This is a genomic window from Caldovatus aquaticus (assembly GCF_019458025.1).
GTDB classification, from domain to species: domain Bacteria; phylum Pseudomonadota; class Alphaproteobacteria; order Acetobacterales; family Acetobacteraceae; genus Caldovatus; species Caldovatus aquaticus.
In genome coordinates this window covers 23,709-46,253 of sequence record NZ_JAHZUY010000026.1, presented here as the reverse complement: position 1 = coordinate 46,253, position 22,545 = coordinate 23,709, and the positions used below count along the sequence as shown (strand labels likewise).

The following is a 22,545-nucleotide window of genomic DNA, read 5'->3' as shown; positions in this document are numbered from 1 at the left end:
CGATAGGCGGCCTTCTGCGCCGCGGTCAGGCCGGCGCGGACGATCGTCGGCACCGTCTCCAGGCCGAGGGACTGCGCGGCCAGCAGCCGGCCGTGGCCGGCGATGAGCTCGCCGCGCTCGTCCACCAGCACCGGCGCGACGAAGCCGAACTCGAGGATGCTGGCCGCGATCTGCGCCACCTGCTCGGGCGAATGCGTGCGCGCGTTGCCGGCATAGGGCAGCAGCGAGGCGACCGCGCGCGCCTCGACGGCGCTCGCAGCCCATGGGGCCTGGGGCATCGGGACCTGCGTGATGGTGGAACGGAGGGGGCGCCGCGGCTGGCAACCTGGCGGCGCTGGCAACCTGGAAAACGGGGCTGACGCTGGGAACCTCGCGCGCTTCCGCGTCCCGCATACGCCAGGCCCAGGAAGGACCCTGCAGCGCGCGAGCCACGGTCGCCATCGTTCCGCAGAGTGGCTGTGCAGCCGCGGTGCCTGCGCACCTTCTCTACGTGTCCGGAGTCTAGCCGCATCGATTTGCGGGTCGCCATAGGGTGAATTGTAACAGCGCGGCCGGGATGGTGCGCGCCGTCCCAGCCGCGCCGCGTCACGCCGCCCGCTGCCGCGGCGTCAGCCCGAAGTGCTTCGCCAGCATGCCGAGGGCCGCGACGAGGATGCCCTGCGCCACGGGCCCATGCACCGGCCGTCCCGCCCAGCCCTGGCGCATCGCCCACTCGCGGACCGAGAACTCCAGCCCGATGACGAACCAGGCGCAGGAGCCGCCGGGGCTGTCGTGGCCGCCCAGCGCGTCGAGCGCCTCGGCCACGCGCCGTCGCGCGTCGAGCTGCCGGTTCGAGACGTCGCCGTGCGTCGCGCCCGCCAGTCGGATCAGCTGCGAGGTGGCGATGCCATCCAGCGCCGCCGAGCGGAACAGCGTCCGGAAGATGCAGCCTGCCTCGTGCATCTCCTGGGTGATGGTGCCGTTGGCCAGCATCAGGCCGAGGGTGTCGACGGCGCGGCGATGCAGTACCGGCGTGCCGGTCTCGGGGTCGGCCTCGCGGATCGGCTCGGAGAAGCCGCCATGCTGCAGCCGCCACTTGGAGGGCCGCGACAGGTCCTCGCGCGGCGGCGCAGCCCGCCTGGCCTTGCGCCTACCGGCCATGCGCAGGCCCTCCCTGGCGCCGCCCCCAGCGGCGATTGGCCTCGTTGGTGAGGGCCTGCCGCAGCCAGGGATCGGTGATCTCGTCGATCGGGATCACGGCGACACCCTGCCGGTGCCAGGCGGCGGCGCGCATGGCGTTCAGCTCGGCCTCGCTGGTCGGGCTGCGGCCGATGTCGAGGGAGCATCGCGGCAGTGCCGGCGCGGTGGGTAGCCTCATGCCGTGCCTCCCTGACCCTCGATGACCCAGAGCAGCAAGGCGACGGCGTCGGCCTCGTTGTCGTCGGCGGGTGCGAAGCCGCGGGCGCGGATTGCCGCGATCATCGCCGCCTTGTCGGCGTTGCCGCGGCCCGTGGCGAAGCGCTTGATCGTGCCGACCGGCACGCCCTGGTAGGGAATGCCATGGTGCTCGCACCATGCGGACAGGATCGCGAGCCAGCCGCCATAGGCGTGGGAGGCGTCGACACCCGCATGGCGGCGGACCTGCTCGTACACCATCGACTCGATGCCGCCGCTGAGCTGCTTCATCTCGGTCAGCCAGCGCTTGAAGCGCAGGAAGCGCATGCCCCCGCCCTCGAAGCGGCTTGGGCGGAAGGTCATGGTGCCGGAGGTGATGGTGCCGGAGGTGATGGTGCCGGAGGTGATGGTGCCGTCCTGGCCGCGCAGCGCCCAGCCGGTGGTGGTGCCGAGGTCGAGGGCGAGGACAGCGGGATGCCGGAGGGTCACGGGGAGCGGGGCCGCGATCGGTGGCCCGCTTGCATGGGCGGTGGGCATGGGGAGAGTCGAGGGAGCCATGGGGTCTCCGAGAGGGGATCATCGTGGTGGGGGCGGCGACGGCGCGGTTCTTGGCGGAGCTCGCCGTCGCTGCCCGGCTTGAAGGGCTTGACCGAGAGGGCTGGCGGTCCTCGGGCGATCGGGCTGCGGCCCTGCCGGAGGTCCGTCGTCCAACCCGGTCCAACCTGGCCCGGGCAGGTTGGACAAGAATTACTGTTGTACATCAGAGAGTTAGACGGCTCCGTCCAACCTGTCCAACCTGCCAACCCCTCCCCATACCCCGTATAGGAAAATGTATGTCCGGCCGACCCACACCCTTCGCGCATTACTCTGAGGGAAAAGGTTGGACAGGTTGGACGAGACGGAGTGATCGCGTGGAAAGCCGCAGAAAACCTGCGCTTCCGGCTGTCCAACCTCCGCCGCGCAGGTTGGACGAGGTTGGACGAGGTTGGACAGGAGCGCCGCCGTGTCATGGCACCGGCGTCCCCGGCGCCACGTAGCGCCACTCCCGGGGCGGGGTCTTCGTGCGGTACTTCACCCACTTCCTAGCGCGGAAGAACGCGCCGACCCGCATCTGGTCGGCCCGCGTCCACTTCGCGGGCTCGATGCCGAGCGCCTGCTCCAGCACCTCGCCGATCGAGACGTCGGTCAGCGGCTGCGCGCGCGGCACGAAGCGCTCCTGCCAGTCCTCGAAGTGACCGACGCCGACATTCACCGGCCTGCGCTCGGAGACGAGCCAGCGCTCGATTCGCGCGTCCCAGGCGTCGCCCTGGTAGCGTGCCTCCTGCGCCGCGCTGGCCTCGGCAATCAGGGCCCGGTCCTCGATCCACCAGGGCGCGCCTGCCCGGTAGCGTGCGACGGCCTCGGCCCAGAGCTGGTCGCGGTCGCGCCGCAGCCCGTCCAGGTCGATGTCGCCGCAGCGCAGCGGCCAGAAGCGCCGGTTGCCGGTCTCGTCGCGCAGATAGGTGTCCGGGTTCACCGTCCCCGCGAAGACGCATTGCCGCGGCACGGTGACGACGTAGCGCTCGTAGGGCGGCCGGTAGCGGTCCGTGGTGCGGCTGAGGAACGCCTTGATGCGCGACACGTCCGCCTGGCCGATGGCGTCCAGCTCCGCCATCTCGATGATCCACACGCCGCGCATCTGCTGCGCCGCGTCCTTCGAGCCGAGCTCGGCGAGCTCGTCGGTGAACCAGGGCTCGGAGGCGAGCACCTTCAGCGCGGTCGACTTCCGGATGCCCTGGGGTCCCTCCAGGATCAGCATGTGGTCGGCCTTGCAGCCGGGCTGCATGATCCGCGCGACCGCCGAGACCATCCACAGCGAGGCCATGCTGCGGTGGAGCGGCGTGTCCTCGGCGCCGAGGTAGGTGACCGCCCAGGCGTCGAGCCGCGGCGTGCCGTCCCAGGCCAGCGCCTCCAGGTAGTCGCGCACCGGATGGACGCGGGTGTTGCGCGCCACGGCGACGACGCTGCGGCCGACGACGACGGGCGGGACGTTGATCTCGTGCCGCTGCAGCCATTCGGCGCAGCGCACGTCGTCGGCTTCGCCCCAGGGCCGGGGCAGCGGTGCGCCCGGCGGGTCCCAGGGCAAGGCGCGCGCCACCATGATCTCCTGGCTGAACTCGTCGAACACCAGGGCGCCGGCGAAGGCGGCGTCGAGCGAGAGCGCGGTGATGACGTTGGCCTCGTTGCGCTCCGGCGCGCCGCCGGCGTCGATCCGCAGCAGTGAGGCCCAGGGCGGCCGGACCGGCGCGCGCCGCACGTCGCCCGTGGCGTTCAGCCGCCGCCGGAGCTCGGCCAGCTGCTTCTCCAGGATGGAGACGGCGATGCCGGTGGCGGTCTTCACCGCGGCGAGGACCTGACGCTCGGGCAGCGGATCGAGGCGGGCCATCGCCAACCGGCCGAGCAGGTCGGAGAGCGGCGCGGCGTCGGGCGGGCGGGTGAGGTCGGCGGCGGTGGCGAGCAGTTCCTCGACCGTGGCCGGCCCTGGTGCGGCCGCGGGCGGATCCGGCCGGGGGGCCGGCTGCCGTTCGTCGTAATCCGCCGCGGTCGCGCCGCGCCGCAGGTCGTCGTTGAAGTCGTCGCCGTGCAGCGGGGCGAGGATGCGCGAGGGGATGTCCGCCAGGTTCAGCCGGTCCGCCAGCGTCGCCGCGGCCTGCATGCCGGCATGCCCGGCATCGGCGAAGATGGTGACGTGGGTGGTGCCCTCCGGCCACCGCCAGCGCCGCAGCCCGTCGGCCGAGAGCGCCGCCATGGTGGGGACGCCGAACAGGGCCATGGCGGCGAGCGCGGTCTCGATCCCCTCGGCCACGCCGATCCGCCCGTCCCCGGGCATCGGCGCGAGCCGCACCGTCCCGCCGGCGACGGGCCCGAGCATCTTCTTGCCCGGCGGCGCTTTCCCCGAGCCGTCGTCGAGCAGGTAGGTGCGGTGGATGCCGCCGGTGGCCTCGCCGACCGCGTCCCGCACCAGCGCGACCATGCCGGGCCAGCCGCGCCGGCTCTCGAAGTCGGCGAGGTCGGGATGGAACAGCAGGTCGGGGCTGTCCGGCAGGGCGAGGCCGCGGCCCCTGAGGTAGGTCTCCGCCGGCGTCCCCGCGGGCGGAACGCATCCGTCCAGGATGCGCGCGACCTCCCGGCTGTGGTCCGGCCTCGGCTCGGGCGCGCGCGGCGGCGGCGCCGGCCGATCCATGCGGGCAAGGCGCGCGGCCTCGTCAAAGAGGCGGGCATCCGCCGCGCCGGTGCCGTGGGCGAGCATGTCGATCGGCCCCGCGCTCTCGCCGGTGGCGTGATCGAAGCCCCAGCCGGCGAAGCGCCCCTCGAGGTGGATGACGCAGGAGCCCTCGCCGCGGGGCGCCCGGCCGGAGAGGTCGGCGCAGCGCAGCGTCCTGCCGTCCGGCGAGCGCCGCGCGTTCGGGAACAGTGGCGGCAGCCACTCCCGCGCCGTCGCGGCGAGGCGCCGCCGGATCTCCGCCAGGTCGTGGCGGGCCGGCGCCATACCGGCGTCGTTCAGGTCGATCATGCTAGCGCGTCTCCGGCGGTCGCCGGCACGTCATTCAAATCGAGAGTGAACGTGGACGCTGGGGCCGCGCGGTTCGCGCCGGTGCCGGGAACGCGCCAAGCCGGCAGCTGCCGTTTCCGTTCCAGCGCCCGCGCCTGATCTCGTGTGATGCCGAGCCGCGCAGCCACCTGCGCCAGGACGAGCTGCTCACCCTCGAACAGATACCAGCGAGTCACGCGCCTGTTTCGTGCCTGAATCTCGGGTGGCGCCCACCGGCAGTTCCCCGGCGCATAGTCGCCGTCGGGATCGATGCGATCCAGGCTGTGTGCCGGGCTGGGGCGCGGCCCCATGTCGCGCAGAAAGGCCTCAAAATCCCGCGCCCAGGCAGGGCACATCGAGATGCCGCGCGCACCATAGTGCGGGTAGGAGGCGTTGCGGGGGTTCTCGCATCGCTTTTTCGCGGCCAGCCAAGCCGTGTACTCGGGCGTCGGACGCCCGCCGGCCGTGTGAGAATGCCGCGTCGCGCGCATGACCGCGAGGCAGCCACAGCTTCGGCTGCCGCCGCGTGACGACCGCAACGCCAAGACGAGGCTTTGGACGAGCACCACCTTCTCGGTGCCGCATTCACAACGGCAGAGCCATCGCGGCCGGACACGTCCAGGGGGACTCCTCAGCGCCGACGCGGGCGCGATGATGGTCCAACGACCGATCCGATCGCCTGGCCGCAATCCCGTGAGGACAGAAGCGCGCTTCGTCATGCGACGATCACCAGCCCCCACTCGGCCCGCGTGATGGCGGTGTAGAGCCATCGGTTGCGATCCAGTGCCGTGCGGCCGAGCCCGTCGTCCCAGACCAGGACAGTCGGAAACTGGCTGCCCTGCGCCTTGTGGCCGGTGATGGCCCAGCCGAAGGTTGCCTCGGTCAGCCCCTTCTTGAGCTTCCAGTCGCGGTCGTGGCGCTGCCGGTCGAAGGCGACGTGGTCCTCGAAGTGCCCCTTGTAGATCCGCAGCCGGCCGCGGCTGCCGTCGGCCTGCGGCGCGCCGATGCGGTTGCCCTCCTCGTCGGTCACGACTGCCGAGACGTAGTGGCTGCCCTCGTCGACGATGTCGGAGAGGGTGAGGAACATGCCATTGATCAGGCCGAGGTCGTTCTGGTTCTTGAGGCAGATGATCTTCTCGCCCGGCCCGGTGGGCAGCCAGCCGCCGTCGCCGAAGCCGGCGGCGCGGCGCATGGCGTTGTTCAGCTGCAGCCGGGTGGCGTTCAGGCCGCAGATCACCTGGCCGCCGCGCAGCGCCTGCTCCGGCGTCACGTCCGTCTTGCGCATCTTCCAGACGTGGTCGTCGTAGCGGCCGAAGCCGATCGGCTCGCCCTGCCGCGCCATGGTGGCGAGGCGGATGATCGCGCTCTCCGCCGCCTGGCGGTGGATCTCGGTCAGCATGACGTCGGGCGCGTCCTTGGTGAACGCGCCCTCGCCCTGGATCGGCGGCAGCTGGCCGGGGTCGCCGAGCACCAGGATCGGCTTGCCGAAGCTCATCAGGTCGCGCGCCATCTCCTCGCCGACCATCGAGACCTCGTCGAGCACGATCAGCTTCGCGTGCGCGGCGTCGCTCTTGGGGTTGAGGGCGAAGCGCGGGCGCTTCATGTCGGCGACGCCCTGCCGCATGGCCTCGATGGCCGCCTCGGCGGCGGTGCGCTCGAAGCCCGAGAGGCCGCGCGCCCGCGCCACCGCCTCCTCGACCTTCCTCTCGGCCGCCTCGACCTCCTCCTCGGTCGCCTCGATGACGGAGTAGATCAGGCTGTGGATGGTGCGGGCCGGGGTGCCCTTGCGGCGCAGCACCAGCGCGGCCTTGCCGGTGAAGGTGGCCGTCACCACTCCGGGCACGCAGGCCTCGCCGTCGCCGCCGCTGCGGTGGTGCTCGAGGCCGAGCTCGTCGAGCGCGAAGCGCAGCACCGTCGACTTGCCGGTGCCGGCATAGCCGAACAGCCGGAACACCTGCTTCCGGTCGGCTTCGTTCTGGAACCAGTGCTTGATCGCCGCGATCGCGCGGTGCTGGGTGTCGGAGGGGGTGATGGTCATGGCGCCTCCCAGCAGCGGGTTGCGTAGGGACAGAGGCGGCAGAGGTGGAAGTCGGGTGACTGCGCGATGCGCGGCGGCAGTTCACCCGCCTCGGCGGCCCGCAGGATATCGACGGCGTGGTCGGACAGGCGCTGCGCCTCGGCGGCGTCGAAGGGCACCGCCTCGTGGTGCAGCGCCAGCGTGTCGCGGTTCAGCGCCGTGAGCAGCGCGACCTCCAGATCGAGGTAGGCCATGTAGAGCTGCACCTGCGCGAAGTAGACCGGCTTCGACAGCCGCAGCCCGCGCTTGACCAGGTCGGTCCAGGATCTCTGGCCGAGCGCCTTGTGCTCCCACAGCGCGGGCCAGCGCAGCCCGACCGCGGGGCCGCCGACGATCACGCCGTCGGCGTGCCCGCGCAGCCGACCGCCGGCCGCGACGAAGCCGAACTGCTCGCCATCCGCGCCGCGGTCGCGCAGGTCGAAGCCGGCGAGACGGAGCCAGCGGATGGACAGCGCCTCGAATTGGTGGCCGGCGTCGAAGATCCGAAGGATGTCGGCGTCGAAGTCGCGGTCCTTCGGCGCGTGCGTGATCTCGTACACCAGCTTGCGCGCACAGGGCTCGCCGACGCGGCTGCCGCCGAGATAGTCGCGCGGCCGCTGCTGCCGATGGCGCGCCAGCAGGGCGGCGTCCACCAGCGCGTTGATGCGGGCGGTGATGACCGCGGCGTCGCCCGGGGGCGCGTCGCCGCGCCCGTAGACGGCGCCGGAGCCGGAGTTCAGGTCGAGCATCCCACACTCCGCTTCCGACGCGCCTTCGCCGTCGGGCTGTCTGCCCCGGTCCTGTTGCGGCAGTATTCGAGGAAGCCCGGCGCGTTCAGATTCTCCTTCTGCGTGCCCCAGCGGAGGTTGCTCGCCCGGTTGTTGGCGGCGTTCTCGTCGAGGTGCATCACCACGGCGCCTTCGAAAGGAGGCGGTCCGTGGAATGCTTCTGCGACGAGCCGCGCGACCTTCCAGGTCCGCTCGCCCACCGTCGTGACGAAGCGCCCGTCGGTCTTGTTCCAGACGCCGAAGGTCGGCGTCCCGCCGTAGGGCCGCTCTCCTCCGTTGGGCATCGGTCCGCGATACGGTGCGATCATCACGCGCCCCTCGCTGCTCGCCAGCACGCCAGGCACGCTGGGGACGTCGCGCCAGATCTCTCCGGTGCTCATGGCGATGTCCCCTCAACTAAAAGGAATCGGGTCGTCGAGCGGATCGCGGTCGGCCGCCTGGCACCGCATCGAGGCCTGGAAGCGTCGACGCAGGCCTCGATGAGGCGGTCGATCTCGGCCGCGCTGCGGTCGTGGAAGGGCGCGAGCAGGCCGAGCTCCTGCAGCACCTCGGCGAGCGGCCGGCGCGCCTCCTTGATGGCGCGCTCCTCCATCGGGGTCTTGTCGATCACGCTGCCTCTCTGCCGTGCCAGCACACTGCCAGCGTCGCAGCAGCGCATCGAGCAGAAGGACAGCTTCGGGTGGACGCCGAGCCGAAGCTCATGGACGTAGCCGAAGCCTTTCGCCTCGCGGCCGCAGAGCGCGCAGGTGAGCCGGCGGATCTGGTCGGCCGGCGTGCATCCGGGCAGCGGCGCGGGCTTGTCGGCCAGGGCACAAGCCTCCCGCGGCCGCGCCCAGCGTCGTCGTGCCATGCCGCCATCAGCCGTTCAGCCAGGCCGGGCCGTTGGCGAGCGGCGCCGGCGCGGGTGGCGGCGCGGGCGGCATGGCGGCAGGCGTGGCCCAGGCCGGTGCGGTCGCCACCGGCGCCCGGGGCGCGCCCGTGTTGGCCCAGACGGGCGCCGCCGCGGCGGGCGCGGAGGCCGGGCGCGGTGCGCGCTGGCTCGGGGCCGGCGGCAGCGCCTCGCCCGCCATGATGCGCGCGTATTCCGGCTCCCCCGGGAGCACCACGCGGTCGAGGCGGTTGCTGTCGCCGTAGCGGGGGTCGCTCGCCGGCTCGATGCGCAGCTTGGCGGCGAAGGTGATGCCGTGGAGGTCGGCGAGGCCGCGCAGCACCCGCCTCGCTCTTGCCGCCTCGCTCATGTCCTTGGGGTCGAGGCCGCAGGCGCTGTCGATCATCGCGCGGAACATCCCCTTGGAGATCTTCCAGCCGATGGACACGCCCTGCTCATCCACCTTGCCGCCGGCCACCGTGAAGCTCTGCCAGAACTTCCGCCGCGCATGCGGCCCCGCCAGCACGGTGAACTCGCAATCGAGCATGCGTACGTCGCTGCCCGGGGTCCTGGCGGCTCCTCCGCCCCTCGATTTCCTTGGACACGCTCTTGCGGGATCCTAACCCCAAGAGGAGAGTCCGAGATGAAGCACAAGAAGGTCGAGTTGGTGAAGGAGCGCGGCCGCTGGTCGGCGAAGTCCAAGCGTGATGCGGTGCTGAGGCTGCTGCGCGGCGAGGACTTGGACACGGTGTCGCGGGAGTCGAAGGTCACGGCGGCGAAGCTGACCGAGTGGCGCGAGGCGTTTCTCGCATCGGGCATGGCGGGCCTGAAGGCACGCGAGACCGACGCGCGGGACGAGGAAATCGAACGGCTCAAGGCGGTGCTGGGCGAGATGACGATGCGCTGCGAACTGCAGCGCGACGCGATCCGGAGGTTGAAAGCCGGCCTCCCTTTGGACGAGACGAGGTTGCCGAAATGAGCGCGGCGACGTCGGAGGGGACGGGCCGGGTGTACGGGGTCAGGCGCGTGTGCTCGGCGTGGGAGCTTGCCCGCTCGACGTGGTATGCCCAGGCTGCGGCCACGCGGCCGGACCGTGCCCCGCCGGCCAAGCGCGGCCCGAAGACGGCGCTCAGTGACGAGGCGCTGGTGGCGGCGATCCGGGCCGTGCTGGCGGTGAGCCCGTTCACCGGCGAGGGCTACCGCAAGGTGTGGGCGAAGCTGCGGGCCGAGGGCATCCGTAGCGGCAAGTCGCGGGTGCTGCGGCTGATGGGCGCGCACGGCCTGCTGGCGCCGCAACGCGGCGGCGGCCCGCGGGGACCGCGGGCGCACGAGGGGACGATTCTCACCGAGGCGCCGGACCTGATGTGGGGGACGGACTTCTCGACGACGGTCACGCTGCGGGAGGGTACGGCGGCGGTGTTCATCGCGGTCGACCATTGCACGGCCGAGCTGGTGGGCGTGCATGCGGCGGCCCGTGCGACGCGCTGGGAGGCACTGGAGCCGATCCGGCAGGGGGTGCGGGAGCGCTTCGGGCGGATCGGCGCGAAGGTCGCCAGCGGGCTGCGGTTGCGCCATGACCACGGGACGCAGTACATGGCCGACGATTTCCAGCAGGAGCTCGCGTTCCTGGGGATTGCGTCGAGCCCGTCGTTTGTCCGCGCCCCGGAGGGCAACGGGTGCGCCGAGCGGATGATCCGCACGCTGAAGGAGCAGTTGCTGTGGGTGCGGACGTTCGAGACCGTGGAGGAGCTGCGCCAGGCGCTGCTGGCGTGGCAGAAGGTGTACAACGAGCACTGGATGGTGGGCCGGCACGGCCACCGCAGCCCGGCGCAGGTGCGCCGGGATCACCACGCCACGATGCAGCGCATGGCGGCGTGAATTACGCCCTCAGGCGTGTCCAGGAAATCGGGAGCGGTTCACGGCCTTGAGCAGGCCCCGATCCGCCTCACCCTGGCCGTCGAGGCCACCGGGTCGGATCGCCATCGTCACCTTCACGAAGCTGCCGTCCGGGATGAGGTCGGTGCCGCGCGGCGGCTCGGCGTCGTTCATGTCGAAGGTCATGCGTCAGCTCCTGGGCGCGAGGTTGATCTTGCGGAGAAGGGCGGCGAGGTCGGGCGGCTCGGTCTCGTCGAGGCGACCCGAGCGGTCCTTGGCCGGCAGGCCGAAGCTGTTGGCCGTGCGGCAGACCAGGCGGCGTTCGGTGCCGCGCTCCGGGTCATGCACCAGCGCGCCCTGCGCATCACGGGAGAACAGCGCCATCGAGACCACCTGGTCGACGATGCCCGGCAGTTCACGGCCCGCCTTGCCGCCCTCCATCTGCGGCTGCCAGGACACCCGCCCGAACTCGTCGGTGACGCGCTCCAGGATGCCGACCATGATCACGGTCCTGCCGGGCGCGTGCTGGAGGTGCTTGAGCAGGGCGATCACCTCCCGCGCCATGAGGCCGTAGGCGCCGCGGGTGTCGGGCTTGCCCGTCTTTTCCGAGAAGGCCTCGGGCCGGGTCTTCGCCCAGGCCATGGCCTGGCGCGTCAGGTCGGTGATCGAGTCGAGGAAGACGATGCTCTTGGCGGCGAGCAGCCGGACCAGGTCGGGATGCGCGGCGACCACGTGCTGGTGGTGCGCCGCGGAGAAGAACCCGCTCGGGTCGGCGGCCGGGTTCACGCCGCCGATCAGGCAGGCGAGGTCGATCGCGTCCTCGAAGCAGCGGATGGGGAGGCTGTCGCCGCGCCAGTCCTGCACCGACTTCAGCCCGGCCTCGAGGTCGATGCACAGCGTGGCCTCGGCCGGCAGGGTCTTGAGCAGGCTGGTCTTGCCGACGCCGCTCGGGCCGAACAGGGCCATGGTGGTCTTGTTCGCCCCGGCCGAGAGCCGCTCGTCGGCGGTGACGATGCGCAGCGCCATCAGCCGATGCTCCCCAGGCTCCCGGCATGCGGGCTATCGCGGCGGGCCGTCTCCGAGAGGATGGTGAGCCGATAGCTCGGCTTGCCGGTGCGCACGATGCGCGCCGGCTCGAAGGCCTGGCGGATGCGCTCGGGCCAGGCGGCGTAGGCCCGCTCCGGCACCTTGAAGCTGACCTCGACGTATTCGGTCGGGTCCTCGCCGCCGGCGCGGATCTGCTCGGCGAGTGCGGCGAGCCGCCCCTGGTCCCACTCGACGCGCTTCGGCAGCTCGGCGACGACCTCGACCGCGCCGTCCTGGAAGCGCACCGTGCCGGTGTCCTTGCCGGCGGCGCCGCGGGCGGCGATCGCACGCTGCTCGTAGCGCAGCGCGATGGCGGCCTCGATCCAGTCGGCCAGGCGCTTGGCGGCCTCCAGCGCCTCGCGGGCGTCCTGCTGGAGCAGCGCGAGATGCTCGGCCGGCAGCGCGATGACCTCGCCGACCGGCATGCGGCGCACGGCGTCGAGCGTCGGGCGGTTGGAGAGCGGCACGACCATCATGTTGCCTCCGCGAGGATCGCCGGCAGGATGGAGGGCGCGACGCGGCGCGGCCGAGGGCGGGCGACAAGGAGGTACTCGTAGTCCTCGTAGCCGTGCCGACGCTGCAAGAGGTGGGCGAGGCCAGCCTCGGCCAGCTTCCAGGCACGGTTAGCGAGGCGCGCCAGCGCGATGCGTTCCTCCGCCGGCAGGCAGGCCAGCTGCGGGCAGAGCTGCCGCGCCAGCGCGCCGCGGAAGTAGACGATGGCGTCGCCGGGAGCGGCGGCGCCGAGCCAGCGACAGAGGTCGGCTTCGGAGAGGGTGGCCGCCGACGGCGGGTATGCGATGCTGTCCATACCAGGTCCTACCCAGCGACTGCGCGATCCGTCTCACGCCGCCGCGGCGATGCCGGCCGCGAACAGGCGCAGCCGCATCTCCGCGATGCGGCGGTAGAGCACGGAGCGGGGCAGCGGCCCGCGCCGGCCGAGCTCGTGCGGCGTGTGCTCGGCCAGCGCGGCGCAGAGGGGATGGTCGCGTTCGTCCAGCGCGGCGCCGGCACGGCCGAGGTCGAGACGTCGCTCCAGCGCCGCGATCCGGTCGGTCGGCTGGCCGCACCAGGCGGCGTGGCCTTCCGACTCCGGGATCAGCTCGGCGAGGCTGACCTCCTCGCCGTCCGCGCCGGCGATCGGCGCATCGAGGCTCGCCGGGTGCCGGCCGTCGCGCTCGCGGCGGAGGCGCGCCGCCAGCCGGATGCCGCGGTGCCGGAAGCAGACGGTGGCGAACGCCGCCAGGCTGCCGCGGGCGGGATCGAAGGCGGGCAGCCGCGTGAGGAGGTCGAGGAGGAGATCCTGGCGGATGTCCTCGCGCTCCTGGGCAGGCAGCCGCGCGATCCGGCAGACCCGGCGCGCCGCGCGCTCGGCGATCGGGTGCAGCAGGGCGAGGTCGGCGAGCGACAGCTGATGCGGCATGGGCGTGTGGGCTCCGGCTTCGGCGTGACGTCCGGAGGCAAGCACACCGCCCGGCGGGGAACGGAGGCGCGATGGGGCGCAATGGGGAATGAAGGCCCGCCCCGAAATACGCCCCCATGGCCGATCAAGGGCTTGGCTCGCCTTGGGCGGCTCCGCCGGACCTGGCCGCCGCGAAATGCGCCCCGGAGCCCCGGCAGAGGGTGGGGCTGTGGGCGATGTGGAAAGCGGGGATACGTGAACAGAAGACGAACAATGTCGTTGACGAATCGCGCAACGATTCGCGATGGTCCGGCCATGCCCCTCGTCGTCCAGTACCCGCACCACCTCGCCTCCGGCGCCCCCCGCCCGCTCTCGGCCGCGGCCCTCTGGGCCGTCGCGGCGCAGGTGCGCCGCCAGGCGATGGCGGGGCGCCCGGGCTTTGCGTTGCCGGCCGACGCGCTGGTCGCAGCCGCGCGGAGCGTGATGGTGAACGGGCGCGCGGTCGCGGTGGCCTGGGACCTGGAGCACGCCGTGCACGACGAGGCCGGCGCGCCGGTGCTCGGCGTCTGCGAGACCGATCCCGAGCTGCCGGACACGGCGCTGGTGTCGGTCAACGCCCCTATGGTCGCCGGCCGCCCGGACCTCGCCGCCAGTACCGCCGCGCACGAGCTCGGCCACGTGCTGTTCGACGTCCCTGCCGCACTTGGGGCACCGGCCCGGCGCTACCGCGCCGTCACCGCCGATCCGGAGGCGCTGCTCGACCGCGCCACGGCCGCCTCCGAGCGGCGGGCGAATGAGTTCATGGGGGCGCTGCTCGCCCCGCCGGTGCCGCTGCACCTGCGGCTGCTGGTGCACGCGCGCGCCGAGGGGCTGCGCACCGTCCACGCGGCGCACCATGGCCGGCAGGGCAGCCGGGCGCTGGCCGCCGGCAACCCGCCCGACGCGGTGGCGGGCGTGATCGCTGCGGTCGCCGGCGACTTCGGGGTTTCGGAGCGGTTCATCGCGGTGCGCCTCGCGCGCTACCGCCTGCTGCAGGGAGGGCTCCTGCCATGAGCTTCGGGTCGGTCGTGCGCGAGCGGCGCACCGCGCTCGGCATCGGCCTCAACGATTTCGCCGAGCGGCTCGGCATCTCCCCCGCCTACTGGTCGCGCATCGAGCGCGATCACGAGAAGCCGCCGCGCAACGAGCTGATCGAGCGCGCGGCCGCCATCCTCGGCGTGCGGATGGACGACCTGTTCGTCGAGGCCCAGCGCCTGCCGCCCGACATGCAGCGGGACATCGGCCGGGTCGTGCTGGCCTACCGGCGCATGCGGGCCGCGGGCAAGGTGTGAGACCGGCATGGCGTGTCGCATCCTGCGCAAGCCGCACTACCGGATCGAGGAGGTCTGCCGGCGCTGGGAGACCCCGGATGCGGACCTCGCCGGGCTGGTGATCGAGCGCGAGCTCACCCTCTCGGTGGTGGCGGCCGGCGTGCCGGTGGAGGTCGGCGACATCGAGCAGGTGGATGAGCGCGACTGGTTCCCCATCCCGGAGGGCCGCCGCTACCTCATCGGCGCGGTCGATCTCCGTCCCCTCGACGCCTGGTACGCGCTGACCGCCGGGGTGCAGACCATCACCGCCTTCGCGGCCGAGCCGGGGCGCTACGTGACCATCCTCGGCCAGGGCGACGAGCCGGGCCGCTATACCGTGACGCGCGACCTGCTGGTGGTGCGGCACGCCGAGCTCGAGCGGTTCGAGGCGGCCCAGGCCCGGCTCCAGCAGGGAGCGGCGCCCGCTCCGGCGCTGGCGGCAGCGAGCGCCGCGGCCGGGTCGGCGCCGCGCGGCCCGGTGCCGCAATACGAGTGGGACGCGTTCTGGTGCGAGGTGGCGGCGATGATGCTGTTCGAGGGGCCGCCCGAGAGCCTCGCTGCGCTGGTGCGGCGGATGGAAGCGTGGTTCGCCGGGCGCCCGAAGCAGCCGGACAGCAGCACGATCAAGAAGAAGCTGAGCCCGCTCTGGCGCCGCGTGGCCCCCGAAGCCGAGCGCCTCTCCGCCTGAGCGGGACGGATCGGGGATGGCGCGGGTAGCTCCCTGGTGTGAGCACCGCATCGCCGATCAACCCGCACCTCCCGCCCCACCTGCGCGAGGTCTGCAACCTCCTGGCGGCCGGCCTGCTGCGGCTGCGGAGCCGCGCTGCGCAGGAAGCGGCGCGCGAGGCCGCGGCGGTGGGAGAGCCTCGCCTACACTTCATCCCCACCCAGCGCCGTCATGCGAACCCCGAGAGAAAGGGAGACGCATGACACAGACCAGACGGAAGCCGCCGGCCGCATCCCAAGCGCCCGCCCCCACCATCCCCGCCATCCCGAAGCCGGACGTGCCGGCGCGCCTCGCCGCGCTCCCCGGCCTGCCGATCGGCGAGCTGAAGGCCGAGTGGCGCCGGCTGTTCGCGGCCGAGCCGCCGCCCTACAACCGGCGCTTCCTGGAGAGCCGTCTAGCCTACCGCATCCAGGAACTCGCCTATGGCGGGCTGCAGCGCGAGACGCTGGAGCGCCTGGAGGCCCTGGGCGAGCAGATCGACGGCAGGAACATCACCCTCCGCCGCATCCGCGACCAGCAGCGCCCGATCGCCGGCACCCGCCTGATCCGCGAGTACCAGGGCGTCGAGCACGTCGTCACCGTCACCCGCGACGGCTACGAATGGCAGGGCCGGCCCTACCGCTCGCTCTCGGCCATCGCGCGCGCCATCACCGGCACGCGCTGGAACGGCAGGGTGTTCTTCGGCATCCGGCCGCGGAGGGGCGCATGAGCCGCCGCGACGCCGCCGCCCTGCCGGCGAAGGTGCGGAAGCTCCGCTGCGCCGTCTACACCCGGAAGTCCACCGAGGAGGGGCTGGAGCAGGCGTTCAACTCCCTCGACGCCCAGCGCGAGGCCTGCGAGGCCTTCATCGCCTCGCAGCGCGCCGAGGGCTGGGTGCTGGTGCACGACCGCTACGACGACGGCGGGGTGTCGGGCGGCACCCTCGACCGCCCGGCGCTCAAGCGCCTGCTCGCCGACATCGAGGCCGGCCTCGTGGACGTGGTGGTGGTCTACAAGATCGACCGCCTCTCGCGCTCGCTGATGGACTTCGCCAGGCTGGTGCAGACCTTCGACGCGCACGAAGTGACCTTCGTCTCGGTCACGCAGTCCTTCAACACCACGACCAGCATGGGACGGCTGACGCTGAACATCCTGCTCTCCTTCGCGCAGTTCGAGCGCGAGGTGATCGGCGAGCGGGTGCGCGACAAGATCGCCGCCTCCCGCGCGCGGGGGATGTGGATGGGCGGCCCCGTGCCGCTCGGCTACCGGGTCGAGCACCGCAGGCTGGTGGTGGACGAGGCGGGGGCGGCGGTCGTCCGCCGCGTGTTCGAGGGCTTCGCGGAGCTCGGCTCCGCCACAAAGCTGCTGCCCATCCTCCGGGCGGAGGGGCTGGTGACGAAGACCGGACGGCCCTTCGACAAGGGGGCGGTCTACAAGCTGCTGGTGAACCGCACCTACCTCGGCGAGGCGGTGCACAAGGGGAAGGCTTACCCCGGCGAGCACGCCGCCATCGTCCCGCGGGACCTCTGGGATCGGGTGCACGCCATCCTGGCCGAGAGCCCGCGCGCCCGCGCGGCGAAGAACCGCGCCTCAGCGCCGGCGCTGCTGCGCGGCCTGCTGTTCGGGCCGGACGGGCGGGCGATGTCGCCCACCCACACCCGGAAGAAGGGGCGGCTCTACCGCTACTACGTCAGCCAGGCCGTGCTGCAGGGCGGCCCCAACGACGCGCCGTATCGCCGCCTGCCGGCCGGGGAGATCGAGGGGCTGGTGATGGCGCAGGTCCGTGCCCTGCTGCGCCAGCCGGAGGTCGTCATCGGCACCTGGCGCGCGGCGCGGGCGGAGGCGCCGGACCTGACCGAGGCGGAGGTGCGCGAGGCGCTCGGGCGGCTCGATCCGCTCTGGGACGAGCTGTTCCCCGGCGAGCAGGAACGGATCGTGCGGCTGCTGGTCGAGCGCGTCACGGTCGGCGAGGCCGGGGCGGAGATCAGGCTGAACCTGGAGGGGCTGGCGGGACTGGCGCGGGACATGGCGGCGAATCAGCCGCGGGAGGCGATCGCGGCATGAGCAGCGTGACGGTGGTGGTGCCGCTGACCATCCGGCGCCGCGGGGGGCGGAAGCAGATCATCGGGCCGGACGGGGCGCCAGTGCGGGCCAGCGGGGACGCGGCGGGCGTCGCCACCACCCGCGGGGACCCCGCGCTGGTGAAGGCGCTGGCGCGGGCGTTCCGGTGGCGGCGCATGCTGGAGGAGGGGCGGTACGGGTCGATTCGCGAGCTCGCCGCCGCCGAACGGATGGAGCGCACCCTCGTCACCCGGACCCTCAGCCTCACCCTGTTGGCACCCGACATCGTGGAAGCCATCCTCGATGGCCGCGAGCCGCTCGCCCCCCCCATTGCGTCCTTCCGGCGCGGCTTCCCTGACGCCTGGGAGGCCCAGCGCCTGGCGCTGGCCGGCGCCGGCACAGCGGCCCCGGTTGGCCACGTGCCTCGGAGGCGTGGGTGACAGGGCGGAAGCGTCCAGGCATAGTAACGAACGGTCAAACCTCTTCCAAGTTCGTTACGTTCGGCCTGGAGCCCCCATAGAGCCTGCCGCATGAGCTATGCTGGTCTTTCCTCCCTGATCTGGTCCGTCGCCGATCTGCTCCGCGGCGACTACAAGCCCTCCGAATACGGCCGCGTCATCCTGCCCTTCACCGTGCTGCGCCGCCTCGATTGCGTGCTGGCGCCCACCAAGGCGCAGGTGCTGGCGAAGAAGGCGGAATGCGAGCAGAAGGGCCTCAACCCGGAACCCTTCCTCACGCGCCTCACCGGCGTGCCCTTCGCCAATACCTCTGCCCTCGATCTCGCCCGCTTGATGGGCGATCCCGACCATATCGGCCCGAACCTCGCCGCCTACATCCAGGGCTTCTCCGCCCCCGTCCGCGACATCTTCGAACGCTTCCGCTTCGCCGAGCAGACCGACCGGCTGCAGAAGGCGGGCCTGCTCTACCAGGTGACGGAGCGCTTCGTCGGCTTCGACCTCAGCCCCGCCGCCGTCAGCAACCACGACATGGGCCTCGCCTTCGAGGAGCTGATCCGCAAATTCGCGGAAGCCTCCAACGAGACCGCCGGCGAGCACTTCACCCCGCGCGACGTCATCAAGCTGATGGTGAACCTGCTGTTCATCGAGGACAGCGACATCCTCACCCCCGGCACTCCGGCGGTGCGCACCATCTACGACCCGACCGCCGGCACCGGCGGCATGCTCTCGGTCGCCGCGGAACACCTGCTCGCGCACAACCCGGCCGCGCGGCTGACCATGTTCGGCCAGGAGCTGAACGACGAGAGCTATGCCATCTGCAAGGCCGACATGCTGATCAAGGGCCAGGAGGTGCGCAACATCGTCCCGGGCAACACGCTCTCGGACGATGGGCACCCGGGCCAGAGGTTCGACTACATGCTCTCCAACCCGCCCTTCGGGGTGGAGTGGAAGAAGGTGGAGAAGGAGGTGCGGCGCGAGCATGAGAGGCTTGGCTTCGCCGGCCGCTTCGGCCCGGGCCTGCCGCGCATCTCGGACGGGTCACTGCTGTTCCTGCTGCATCTGCTCTCGAAGATGCGCCCGGCGCAGGATGGCGGCAGCCGCATCGGCATCGTGCTCAACGGCTCGCCGCTGTTCACCGGCGGCGCCGGCTCGGGCGAGAGCGAGATCCGCCGCCATGTGCTGGAGAACGACCTGGTGGAGGCGATCATCGCCCTGCCCACCGACATGTTCTTCAACACCGGCATCGCGACCTATGTGTGGATCCTGACCAACCGCAAGCCGGCGCACCGGCGCGGGCTGGTGCAGCTGATCGACGCCTCGGCCTTCTGGCAGAAGATGCGCCGCAGCCTCGGCTCCAAGCGCAAGGAGATGGGGGAGGAGGACATCGCCGACATCACCCGCCTGTTCGGCGAGGCGGCAGAGGCCGATCTTGCCACCATCACCGACGCTGCCGGCAAGATCACGCGCCGGATCCTGTGGCCGGGCGAGGCGCCGCCCCCCGCGCCCGAGGGCGGGAAGGTGAAGGTTGCGCCCCTCTCGCGTCTCATCCGCAACGAGGCCTTCGGCTACCGGCAGATCACGGTGGAGCGGCCGTTGCGCGACGCGTCGGGGCGGATGGTGCTCGGCACCAAGGGGAAGGCGAAGGGCAGGCCGCAGCCCGACCCGGCGCTGCGCGAGACGGAGACGGTGCCGCTTGGCGAGGACATCGCCGCCTACATGGCGCGCGAAGTGCTACCGCATGCGCCGGATGCTTGGGTGGATGAGGAGAAGACGCGGATCGGCTACGAGATCCCCTTCAACCGCTTCTTCTACGTCTTCGAGCCGCCGCGGCCGCTGGAGGTGATCGATGCCGAGCTGCGCGAGGTGACGGCGCGCATTAAGGCGATGCTGGAGGATCTCGCGGCATGAGCGGGGCCGTCCCTGCGGCGCCGAAGATCTACCACATCCTCCATGTCGACCGTCTGCCCTCGGTTCTGGCAGATGAGTGCCTGTTCAGCGATGCCGTGATGCAAGCCCGCCCCGCCTCCGGCACGACCATCGGCATGGGCACGATCAAGCAGCGCCGTCTGCGCCTCGCCGTGCCCTGCCATCCGGGGACCTGTGTCGGGGATTATGTTCCCTTCTACTTCTGCCCGCGTTCCGTGATGCTCTACGTCATCGCGCAGGCGAACCATCCGGAGCTCGCCTATCGCGGCGGCCAGGGTCCGATCCTGACCTTGGAGGCGGATTTCCACGCCGCCGTCGCCCATGCGGAAGCGGAGGGCGGCCGGTGGGCGATCAGCCTGCAGAACGCCGGCACGCGCTATGCTTCGTTCCGGGCCGATTGCGCCGCGCTCGCGGAGCTCGACTGGACAGCGATCATGGCGCGGGATTTCCGCCCGCCTGAGGTGAAGGAGGCCAAGCAGGCGGAGTTCCTGTTCCACGGCCGCTTTCCTTGGAGCCTCGTGGAGCGGATCGGCGTCCAGAACCCGGCCACCCGTCAGAGGGCGCTGGACTGCCTCGCGGGTGCCCGGCACAAGCCGGCTGTCTGCCTCACGCCGGAATGGTACTTCTAGGGCCGATGGGAGGAGGAGAGATGATCACCCGCAAGACGGGCGATATCCTGGCGGAGCCCGCGGAGGCCCTGGTCAACACCGTCAATTGCGTCGGTGTCATGGGCCGCGGGGTCGCGCTGCAGTTCCGCAACGCCTTCCCGGACAACTTCCGGGCCTATCAGGCCGCCTGCGCCCGCGGCGAGCTGCGCCCTGGGCGGATGTTAGTGTTCGAACGCCAGGCCCTCGATGCGCCGCGCTGGATCATCAACTTCCCCACCAAGCGGCACTGGCGCGGCAAGAGCCGGATGGAGGACATCGAGGCAGGACTCGCCGCGCTGGTGCAGGAGATTCGCGCCCGCGACATCCGCTCCATCGCCGTTCCGCCACTCGGCTGCGGGCTCGGCGGGCTCGATTGGGGGCAGGTGCGGCCGCGCATCGAAGCCGCCCTCGGCGCCCTGTCCGGGGTGAGCGTGACGCTGTTCGAACCCGCCGGCGCGCCGGAGGGCGGCCGGGGCATGGCGGCTGCCGCCCCGCCGCGGATGACACCGGGGCGCGCGGCGCTGATCGGGCTGATGCGCCGTTATCTGGCCGGGGTGGGCGAGCCCTTCGTGACCCTGCTTGAACTGCACAAGCTCATGTACTTCCTGCAGGAGGCGGGCGAGCCCCTGCGGCTGCGCTTCGCCAAGGCCCCGGCCGGGCCCTTTGCCGAGAATCTCGGCAAGGTGCTGCAGGCGCTGGAGGGGCATTACCTCGAAGGCTACCGCGATGGCGGGGATGCGCCCGGGAAGGAGATCACCATCCTGCCCGGTGCGGCCGAGGATGCCGAGGTTGCGCTGGCGGGTGCCGCGGAGACGGGCAGGCGCTTTGCGCGTGTGGCGGAGCTGGTGGAGGGCTTCGAGACGCCCTTCGGGCTGGAGCTTCTGGCCACGGTGCATTGGGTGGCCAAGGCGAGACCGGAGGCGACGGAGGAGGAGGTGACGGGCGGGGTGCGCGCCTGGGGGCCGCGCAAGCGCGGCTTCTCCGACCGGCAGATCGGCCTGGCGCTGGAACGCCTGCGCGTGCAGGGCTGGCTGGAGCCCCGCACGGCATGAGCCTGCCGGCCTATCCCGCCTATCGTGACTCGGGCGTGCCTTGGCTCGGCCAGGTGCCGGCGCATTGGGAGGTGGTGCCGCTCAAGCGCTTGGCATCTTTCGCCGGTGGTGGCACGCCAAACAGAGACGTGCCAGCCTTCTGGAACGGCGACGTTCCCTGGGTTTCTCCCAAGGACATGAAGTCAGAAGTCGTCCATAGCACGGAGGAATACATTACGGAGGCAGGGCTCGCGGCAGGAGCGGCCTCACTTATCGAAGCGAACGCCGTGCTGATGGTCGTTCGATCTGGCATCCTCCGTCACACGATCCCTGTCGCCATCAATGATCGGCCGGTTGCGCTGAACCAGGACATGAAGGCGATACGGTTCGACGAAGGCCGCTGCCAAGCCCGCTTTCTCCTTCGGTTGGTTCAAGGCTTGAACGACCTGTTTCTGAACCTCTGGCGAAAAGAGGGAGCGACGGTCGAGAGTATCGAGCACAGTTATCTTGCGGGAACGACCATCCCCCTCCCACCCCCTGCCGAACAGCGGGCCATTGCTGCCTTCCTCGACCGCGAATGCGGCAAGATCGATGCGCTGGTGGCGGAGCAGGAGCGGCTGATCGCGCTGCTGAAGGAGAAGCGCCAGGCCGTCATCTCCCACACCGTCACCAAGGGCCTCGACCCCTCCGTGCCGATGAAGGACTCCGGCGTGCCCTGGCTCGGCCAGGTGCCGGCGCATTGGGAGGTGGTGCGTGGCCGGCTGCTGTTCGTCGAACGCGACGAGCGGTCGGAAGATGGGACAGAAACCCTGCTGACCGTTTCGCACCTCACCGGTGTGACGCCCCGTGCGGAAAAGACGGTCTACATGTTCGAGGCGGAGACCACCGAGGGTTACAAGCGATGCCATCCCGGGGATCTCGTGATCAACACGCTCTGGGCGTGGATGGGCGCCATGGGCGTCGCCGACCAAACCGGCATCGTCAGCCCTGCGTATCACGTCTACACCCCTCGGAGTGGGCTTGAGCCCAGCTACGTCAACCTGCTTGTCCGCATGGACGTGTTCGCTCGCGAGGCCGAGCGTTGGTCGAAGGGCGTCTGGTCATCGCGACTGCGGCTCTACCCCGAGGAGTTCTTCAAGATCGCGTTCCCGCGTCCGCCGGAGGCCGAACAGCGTGCGATTATCGCATTCCTCGACCACGAATGCAGCAAGCTCGACACCCTCACCGCCGAATCCGAACACGCCATCGCCCTTCTCAAGGAACGCCGCGCCGCGCTGATCTCGGCCGCCGTCACCGGCAGGATCGACGTCCGCGGCCTCGTCCCCGCCGCAGAGGCCAGGGCGGCATGAC

The 22,545-nt window shown here is 71.5% G+C and carries 26 protein-coding genes and 1 pseudogene; 11 read left to right on the top strand and 16 right to left on the bottom strand.

All coding sequences use genetic code 11. The features are described 5' to 3' along the window. The 11 genes from K1J50_RS10955 to K1J50_RS10905 form a co-directional block, all read right to left on the bottom strand. Positions 1 to 278: ParB/Srx family N-terminal domain-containing protein (locus K1J50_RS10955; protein WP_220117751.1), on the bottom strand; the 278-nt coding region annotated here is incomplete at its 3' end. Between the two features lie 307 nt (positions 279 to 585). After that, a complete protein-coding gene (locus tag K1J50_RS10950; RefSeq protein ID WP_220117750.1) occupies positions 586 to 1,140 on the bottom strand; it encodes a hypothetical protein in 555 nt (184 codons plus the stop codon). After that, positions 1,130 to 1,357 (bottom strand): hypothetical protein, encoded by a 228-nt coding sequence (locus tag K1J50_RS10945; protein ID WP_220117749.1) that lies wholly within the window; start codon positions 1,355 to 1,357, stop codon positions 1,130 to 1,132. Before K1J50_RS10945 ends, K1J50_RS10950 begins: the two co-directional genes overlap by 11 nt. Further along, a complete protein-coding gene (locus tag K1J50_RS10940) occupies positions 1,354 to 1,863 on the bottom strand; it encodes a hypothetical protein (protein WP_456304558.1) in 510 nt (169 codons plus the stop codon). The genes K1J50_RS10945 and K1J50_RS10940 overlap by 4 nt, the downstream gene beginning before the upstream one ends. A 517-nt stretch (positions 1,864 to 2,380) precedes the next feature. Continuing rightward, positions 2,381 to 4,927, bottom strand: coding sequence for a VapE domain-containing protein (locus K1J50_RS10935; protein WP_220117747.1), 2,547 nt, complete (start codon positions 4,925 to 4,927; stop codon positions 2,381 to 2,383). Then, the gene (locus K1J50_RS10930; RefSeq protein WP_220117746.1) at positions 4,924 to 5,664 is read right to left on the bottom strand and encodes a hypothetical protein; all 741 of its coding nucleotides are present in this window, start codon (positions 5,662 to 5,664) and stop codon (positions 4,924 to 4,926) included. The genes K1J50_RS10935 and K1J50_RS10930 overlap by 4 nt, the downstream gene beginning before the upstream one ends. After that, on the bottom strand, positions 5,661 to 6,983 hold the full coding sequence (locus tag K1J50_RS10925) for an ATP-dependent DNA helicase (RefSeq protein WP_220117745.1): 1,323 nt from the start codon (positions 6,981 to 6,983) through the stop codon (positions 5,661 to 5,663). The genes K1J50_RS10930 and K1J50_RS10925 overlap by 4 nt, the downstream gene beginning before the upstream one ends. Then, positions 6,980 to 7,750, bottom strand: a complete 771-nt coding sequence (locus K1J50_RS10920) for a hypothetical protein (RefSeq protein WP_220117744.1) — start codon at positions 7,748 to 7,750, stop codon at positions 6,980 to 6,982. The genes K1J50_RS10925 and K1J50_RS10920 overlap by 4 nt, the downstream gene beginning before the upstream one ends. Further along, positions 7,738 to 8,169: an HNH endonuclease signature motif containing protein gene (locus K1J50_RS10915; RefSeq protein WP_220117743.1), complete on the bottom strand. Its 432-nt coding sequence runs from the start codon at positions 8,167 to 8,169 to the stop codon at positions 7,738 to 7,740. Before K1J50_RS10915 ends, K1J50_RS10920 begins: the two co-directional genes overlap by 13 nt. Then, the gene (locus K1J50_RS19135) at positions 8,166 to 8,639 is read right to left on the bottom strand and encodes a DUF6511 domain-containing protein (protein WP_255575188.1); all 474 of its coding nucleotides are present in this window, start codon (positions 8,637 to 8,639) and stop codon (positions 8,166 to 8,168) included. Before K1J50_RS19135 ends, K1J50_RS10915 begins: the two co-directional genes overlap by 4 nt. Positions 8,640 to 8,646: 7 nt before the next feature. Further along, the gene (locus tag K1J50_RS10905; RefSeq protein ID WP_255575187.1) at positions 8,647 to 9,204 is read right to left on the bottom strand and encodes a hypothetical protein; all 558 of its coding nucleotides are present in this window, start codon (positions 9,202 to 9,204) and stop codon (positions 8,647 to 8,649) included. Positions 9,205 to 9,300: 96 nt separating this feature from the next. Between K1J50_RS10905 and K1J50_RS10900 the strand changes: the two are divergent. Continuing rightward, positions 9,301 to 10,535, top strand: a pseudogene (locus K1J50_RS10900) (IS3 family transposase). A 9-nt stretch (positions 10,536 to 10,544) separates the two neighbouring features. Here the strand turns inward: K1J50_RS10900 and K1J50_RS10895 are convergent. Genes K1J50_RS10895 through K1J50_RS10875 form a run of 5 tightly spaced genes read right to left on the bottom strand, consistent with a single transcriptional unit; the run spans position 10,545 to position 13,038 of the window. Beyond that, positions 10,545 to 10,718, bottom strand: a complete 174-nt coding sequence (locus tag K1J50_RS10895; protein WP_220117753.1) for a hypothetical protein — start codon at positions 10,716 to 10,718, stop codon at positions 10,545 to 10,547. A 3-nt stretch (positions 10,719 to 10,721) separates the two neighbouring features. After that, a complete protein-coding gene (locus K1J50_RS10890) occupies positions 10,722 to 11,558 on the bottom strand; it encodes an ATP-binding protein (RefSeq protein WP_027286184.1) in 837 nt (278 codons plus the stop codon). Next, on the bottom strand, positions 11,558 to 12,094 hold the full coding sequence (locus tag K1J50_RS10885; protein ID WP_211842442.1) for a hypothetical protein: 537 nt from the start codon (positions 12,092 to 12,094) through the stop codon (positions 11,558 to 11,560). Before K1J50_RS10885 ends, K1J50_RS10890 begins: the two co-directional genes overlap by 1 nt. Then, positions 12,091 to 12,426, bottom strand: coding sequence for a hypothetical protein (locus K1J50_RS10880; RefSeq protein ID WP_220117742.1), 336 nt, complete (start codon positions 12,424 to 12,426; stop codon positions 12,091 to 12,093). Before K1J50_RS10880 ends, K1J50_RS10885 begins: the two co-directional genes overlap by 4 nt. A gap of 33 nt (positions 12,427 to 12,459) precedes the next feature. Beyond that, entirely contained in the window at positions 12,460 to 13,038 is a 579-nt protein-coding gene (locus tag K1J50_RS10875; RefSeq protein WP_220117741.1) for a sigma factor, read from the bottom strand. Between the two features lie 294 nt (positions 13,039 to 13,332). On the opposite strand from K1J50_RS10875, the gene K1J50_RS10870 reads away from it, so the two are divergent. The 10 genes from K1J50_RS10870 (at position 13,333) to K1J50_RS10825 (ending at position 22,544) form a co-directional block, all read left to right on the top strand. Continuing rightward, the gene (locus K1J50_RS10870; protein ID WP_220117740.1) at positions 13,333 to 14,070 is read left to right on the top strand and encodes an ImmA/IrrE family metallo-endopeptidase; all 738 of its coding nucleotides are present in this window, start codon (positions 13,333 to 13,335) and stop codon (positions 14,068 to 14,070) included. Beyond that, positions 14,067 to 14,348, top strand: coding sequence for a helix-turn-helix domain-containing protein (locus tag K1J50_RS10865; protein ID WP_220117739.1), 282 nt, complete (start codon positions 14,067 to 14,069; stop codon positions 14,346 to 14,348). The genes K1J50_RS10870 and K1J50_RS10865 overlap by 4 nt, the downstream gene beginning before the upstream one ends. Positions 14,349 to 14,355: 7 nt before the next feature. Then, positions 14,356 to 15,054, top strand: a complete 699-nt coding sequence (locus K1J50_RS10860) for a hypothetical protein (protein ID WP_220117738.1) — start codon at positions 14,356 to 14,358, stop codon at positions 15,052 to 15,054. A gap of 238 nt (positions 15,055 to 15,292) precedes the next feature. Then, positions 15,293 to 15,802, top strand: coding sequence for a DUF2924 domain-containing protein (locus K1J50_RS10855; RefSeq protein WP_220117737.1), 510 nt, complete (start codon positions 15,293 to 15,295; stop codon positions 15,800 to 15,802). Further along, positions 15,799 to 17,136, top strand: coding sequence for a recombinase family protein (locus K1J50_RS10850; protein ID WP_220117736.1), 1,338 nt, complete (start codon positions 15,799 to 15,801; stop codon positions 17,134 to 17,136). Before K1J50_RS10855 ends, K1J50_RS10850 begins: the two co-directional genes overlap by 4 nt. Continuing rightward, on the top strand, positions 17,133 to 17,573 hold the full coding sequence (locus K1J50_RS10845) for a hypothetical protein (protein WP_220117735.1): 441 nt from the start codon (positions 17,133 to 17,135) through the stop codon (positions 17,571 to 17,573). Before K1J50_RS10850 ends, K1J50_RS10845 begins: the two co-directional genes overlap by 4 nt. A gap of 90 nt (positions 17,574 to 17,663) precedes the next feature. Continuing rightward, positions 17,664 to 19,499, top strand: coding sequence for a type I restriction-modification system subunit M (locus K1J50_RS10840; RefSeq protein WP_220117734.1), 1,836 nt, complete (start codon positions 17,664 to 17,666; stop codon positions 19,497 to 19,499). Then, on the top strand, positions 19,496 to 20,146 hold the full coding sequence (gene darT / locus K1J50_RS10835) for a type II toxin-antitoxin system toxin DNA ADP-ribosyl transferase DarT (protein ID WP_211842452.1): 651 nt from the start codon (positions 19,496 to 19,498) through the stop codon (positions 20,144 to 20,146). The genes K1J50_RS10840 and darT overlap by 4 nt, the downstream gene beginning before the upstream one ends. 20 nt (positions 20,147 to 20,166) lie before the next feature. Next, positions 20,167 to 21,216, top strand: a complete 1,050-nt coding sequence (gene darG / locus K1J50_RS10830) for a type II toxin-antitoxin system antitoxin DNA ADP-ribosyl glycohydrolase DarG (RefSeq protein WP_211842453.1) — start codon at positions 20,167 to 20,169, stop codon at positions 21,214 to 21,216. Continuing rightward, complete coding sequence (locus K1J50_RS10825) at positions 21,213 to 22,544, top strand: restriction endonuclease subunit S (protein WP_220117733.1); 1,332 nt, start codon at positions 21,213 to 21,215, stop codon at positions 22,542 to 22,544. The genes darG and K1J50_RS10825 overlap by 4 nt, the downstream gene beginning before the upstream one ends. Position 22,545: the final 1 nt, after the last annotated feature.

What these genes read in the sequence shown, in the direction of transcription:
- K1J50_RS10950 (WP_220117750.1), bottom strand. Translation starts at nt 1,140, where the DNA reads ATGGCCGGTAGGCGCAAGGCCAGGCGGGCTGCGCCGCCGCGCGAGGAC.
- K1J50_RS10945 (WP_220117749.1), bottom strand. Translation starts at nt 1,357, where the DNA reads ATGAGGCTACCCACCGCGCCGGCACTGCCGCGATGCTCCCTCGACATC.
- K1J50_RS10935 (WP_220117747.1), bottom strand. Translation starts at nt 4,927, where the DNA reads ATGATCGACCTGAACGACGCCGGTATGGCGCCGGCCCGCCACGACCTG.
- K1J50_RS10930 (WP_220117746.1), bottom strand. Translation starts at nt 5,664, where the DNA reads ATGACGAAGCGCGCTTCTGTCCTCACGGGATTGCGGCCAGGCGATCGG.
- K1J50_RS10925 (WP_220117745.1), bottom strand. Translation starts at nt 6,983, where the DNA reads ATGACCATCACCCCCTCCGACACCCAGCACCGCGCGATCGCGGCGATC.
- K1J50_RS10920 (WP_220117744.1), bottom strand. Translation starts at nt 7,750, where the DNA reads ATGCTCGACCTGAACTCCGGCTCCGGCGCCGTCTACGGGCGCGGCGAC.
- K1J50_RS10915 (WP_220117743.1), bottom strand. Translation starts at nt 8,169, where the DNA reads ATGAGCACCGGAGAGATCTGGCGCGACGTCCCCAGCGTGCCTGGCGTG.
- K1J50_RS19135 (WP_255575188.1), bottom strand. Translation starts at nt 8,639, where the DNA reads ATGGCACGACGACGCTGGGCGCGGCCGCGGGAGGCTTGTGCCCTGGCC.
- K1J50_RS10905 (WP_255575187.1), bottom strand. Translation starts at nt 9,204, where the DNA reads ATGCTCGATTGCGAGTTCACCGTGCTGGCGGGGCCGCATGCGCGGCGG.
- K1J50_RS10895 (WP_220117753.1), bottom strand. Translation starts at nt 10,718, where the DNA reads ATGACCTTCGACATGAACGACGCCGAGCCGCCGCGCGGCACCGACCTC.
- K1J50_RS10890 (WP_027286184.1), bottom strand. Translation starts at nt 11,558, where the DNA reads ATGGCGCTGCGCATCGTCACCGCCGACGAGCGGCTCTCGGCCGGGGCG.
- K1J50_RS10885 (WP_211842442.1), bottom strand. Translation starts at nt 12,094, where the DNA reads ATGATGGTCGTGCCGCTCTCCAACCGCCCGACGCTCGACGCCGTGCGC.
- K1J50_RS10880 (WP_220117742.1), bottom strand. Translation starts at nt 12,426, where the DNA reads ATGGACAGCATCGCATACCCGCCGTCGGCGGCCACCCTCTCCGAAGCC.
- K1J50_RS10875 (WP_220117741.1), bottom strand. Translation starts at nt 13,038, where the DNA reads ATGCCGCATCAGCTGTCGCTCGCCGACCTCGCCCTGCTGCACCCGATC.
- K1J50_RS10870 (WP_220117740.1), top strand. Translation starts at nt 13,333, where the DNA reads ATGCCCCTCGTCGTCCAGTACCCGCACCACCTCGCCTCCGGCGCCCCC.
- K1J50_RS10865 (WP_220117739.1), top strand. Translation starts at nt 14,067, where the DNA reads ATGAGCTTCGGGTCGGTCGTGCGCGAGCGGCGCACCGCGCTCGGCATC.
- K1J50_RS10860 (WP_220117738.1), top strand. Translation starts at nt 14,356, where the DNA reads ATGGCGTGTCGCATCCTGCGCAAGCCGCACTACCGGATCGAGGAGGTC.
- K1J50_RS10855 (WP_220117737.1), top strand. Translation starts at nt 15,293, where the DNA reads ATGACACAGACCAGACGGAAGCCGCCGGCCGCATCCCAAGCGCCCGCC.
- K1J50_RS10850 (WP_220117736.1), top strand. Translation starts at nt 15,799, where the DNA reads ATGAGCCGCCGCGACGCCGCCGCCCTGCCGGCGAAGGTGCGGAAGCTC.
- K1J50_RS10845 (WP_220117735.1), top strand. Translation starts at nt 17,133, where the DNA reads ATGAGCAGCGTGACGGTGGTGGTGCCGCTGACCATCCGGCGCCGCGGG.
- K1J50_RS10840 (WP_220117734.1), top strand. Translation starts at nt 17,664, where the DNA reads ATGAGCTATGCTGGTCTTTCCTCCCTGATCTGGTCCGTCGCCGATCTG.
- darT (WP_211842452.1), top strand. Translation starts at nt 19,496, where the DNA reads ATGAGCGGGGCCGTCCCTGCGGCGCCGAAGATCTACCACATCCTCCAT.
- darG (WP_211842453.1), top strand. Translation starts at nt 20,167, where the DNA reads ATGATCACCCGCAAGACGGGCGATATCCTGGCGGAGCCCGCGGAGGCC.
- K1J50_RS10825 (WP_220117733.1), top strand. Translation starts at nt 21,213, where the DNA reads ATGAGCCTGCCGGCCTATCCCGCCTATCGTGACTCGGGCGTGCCTTGG.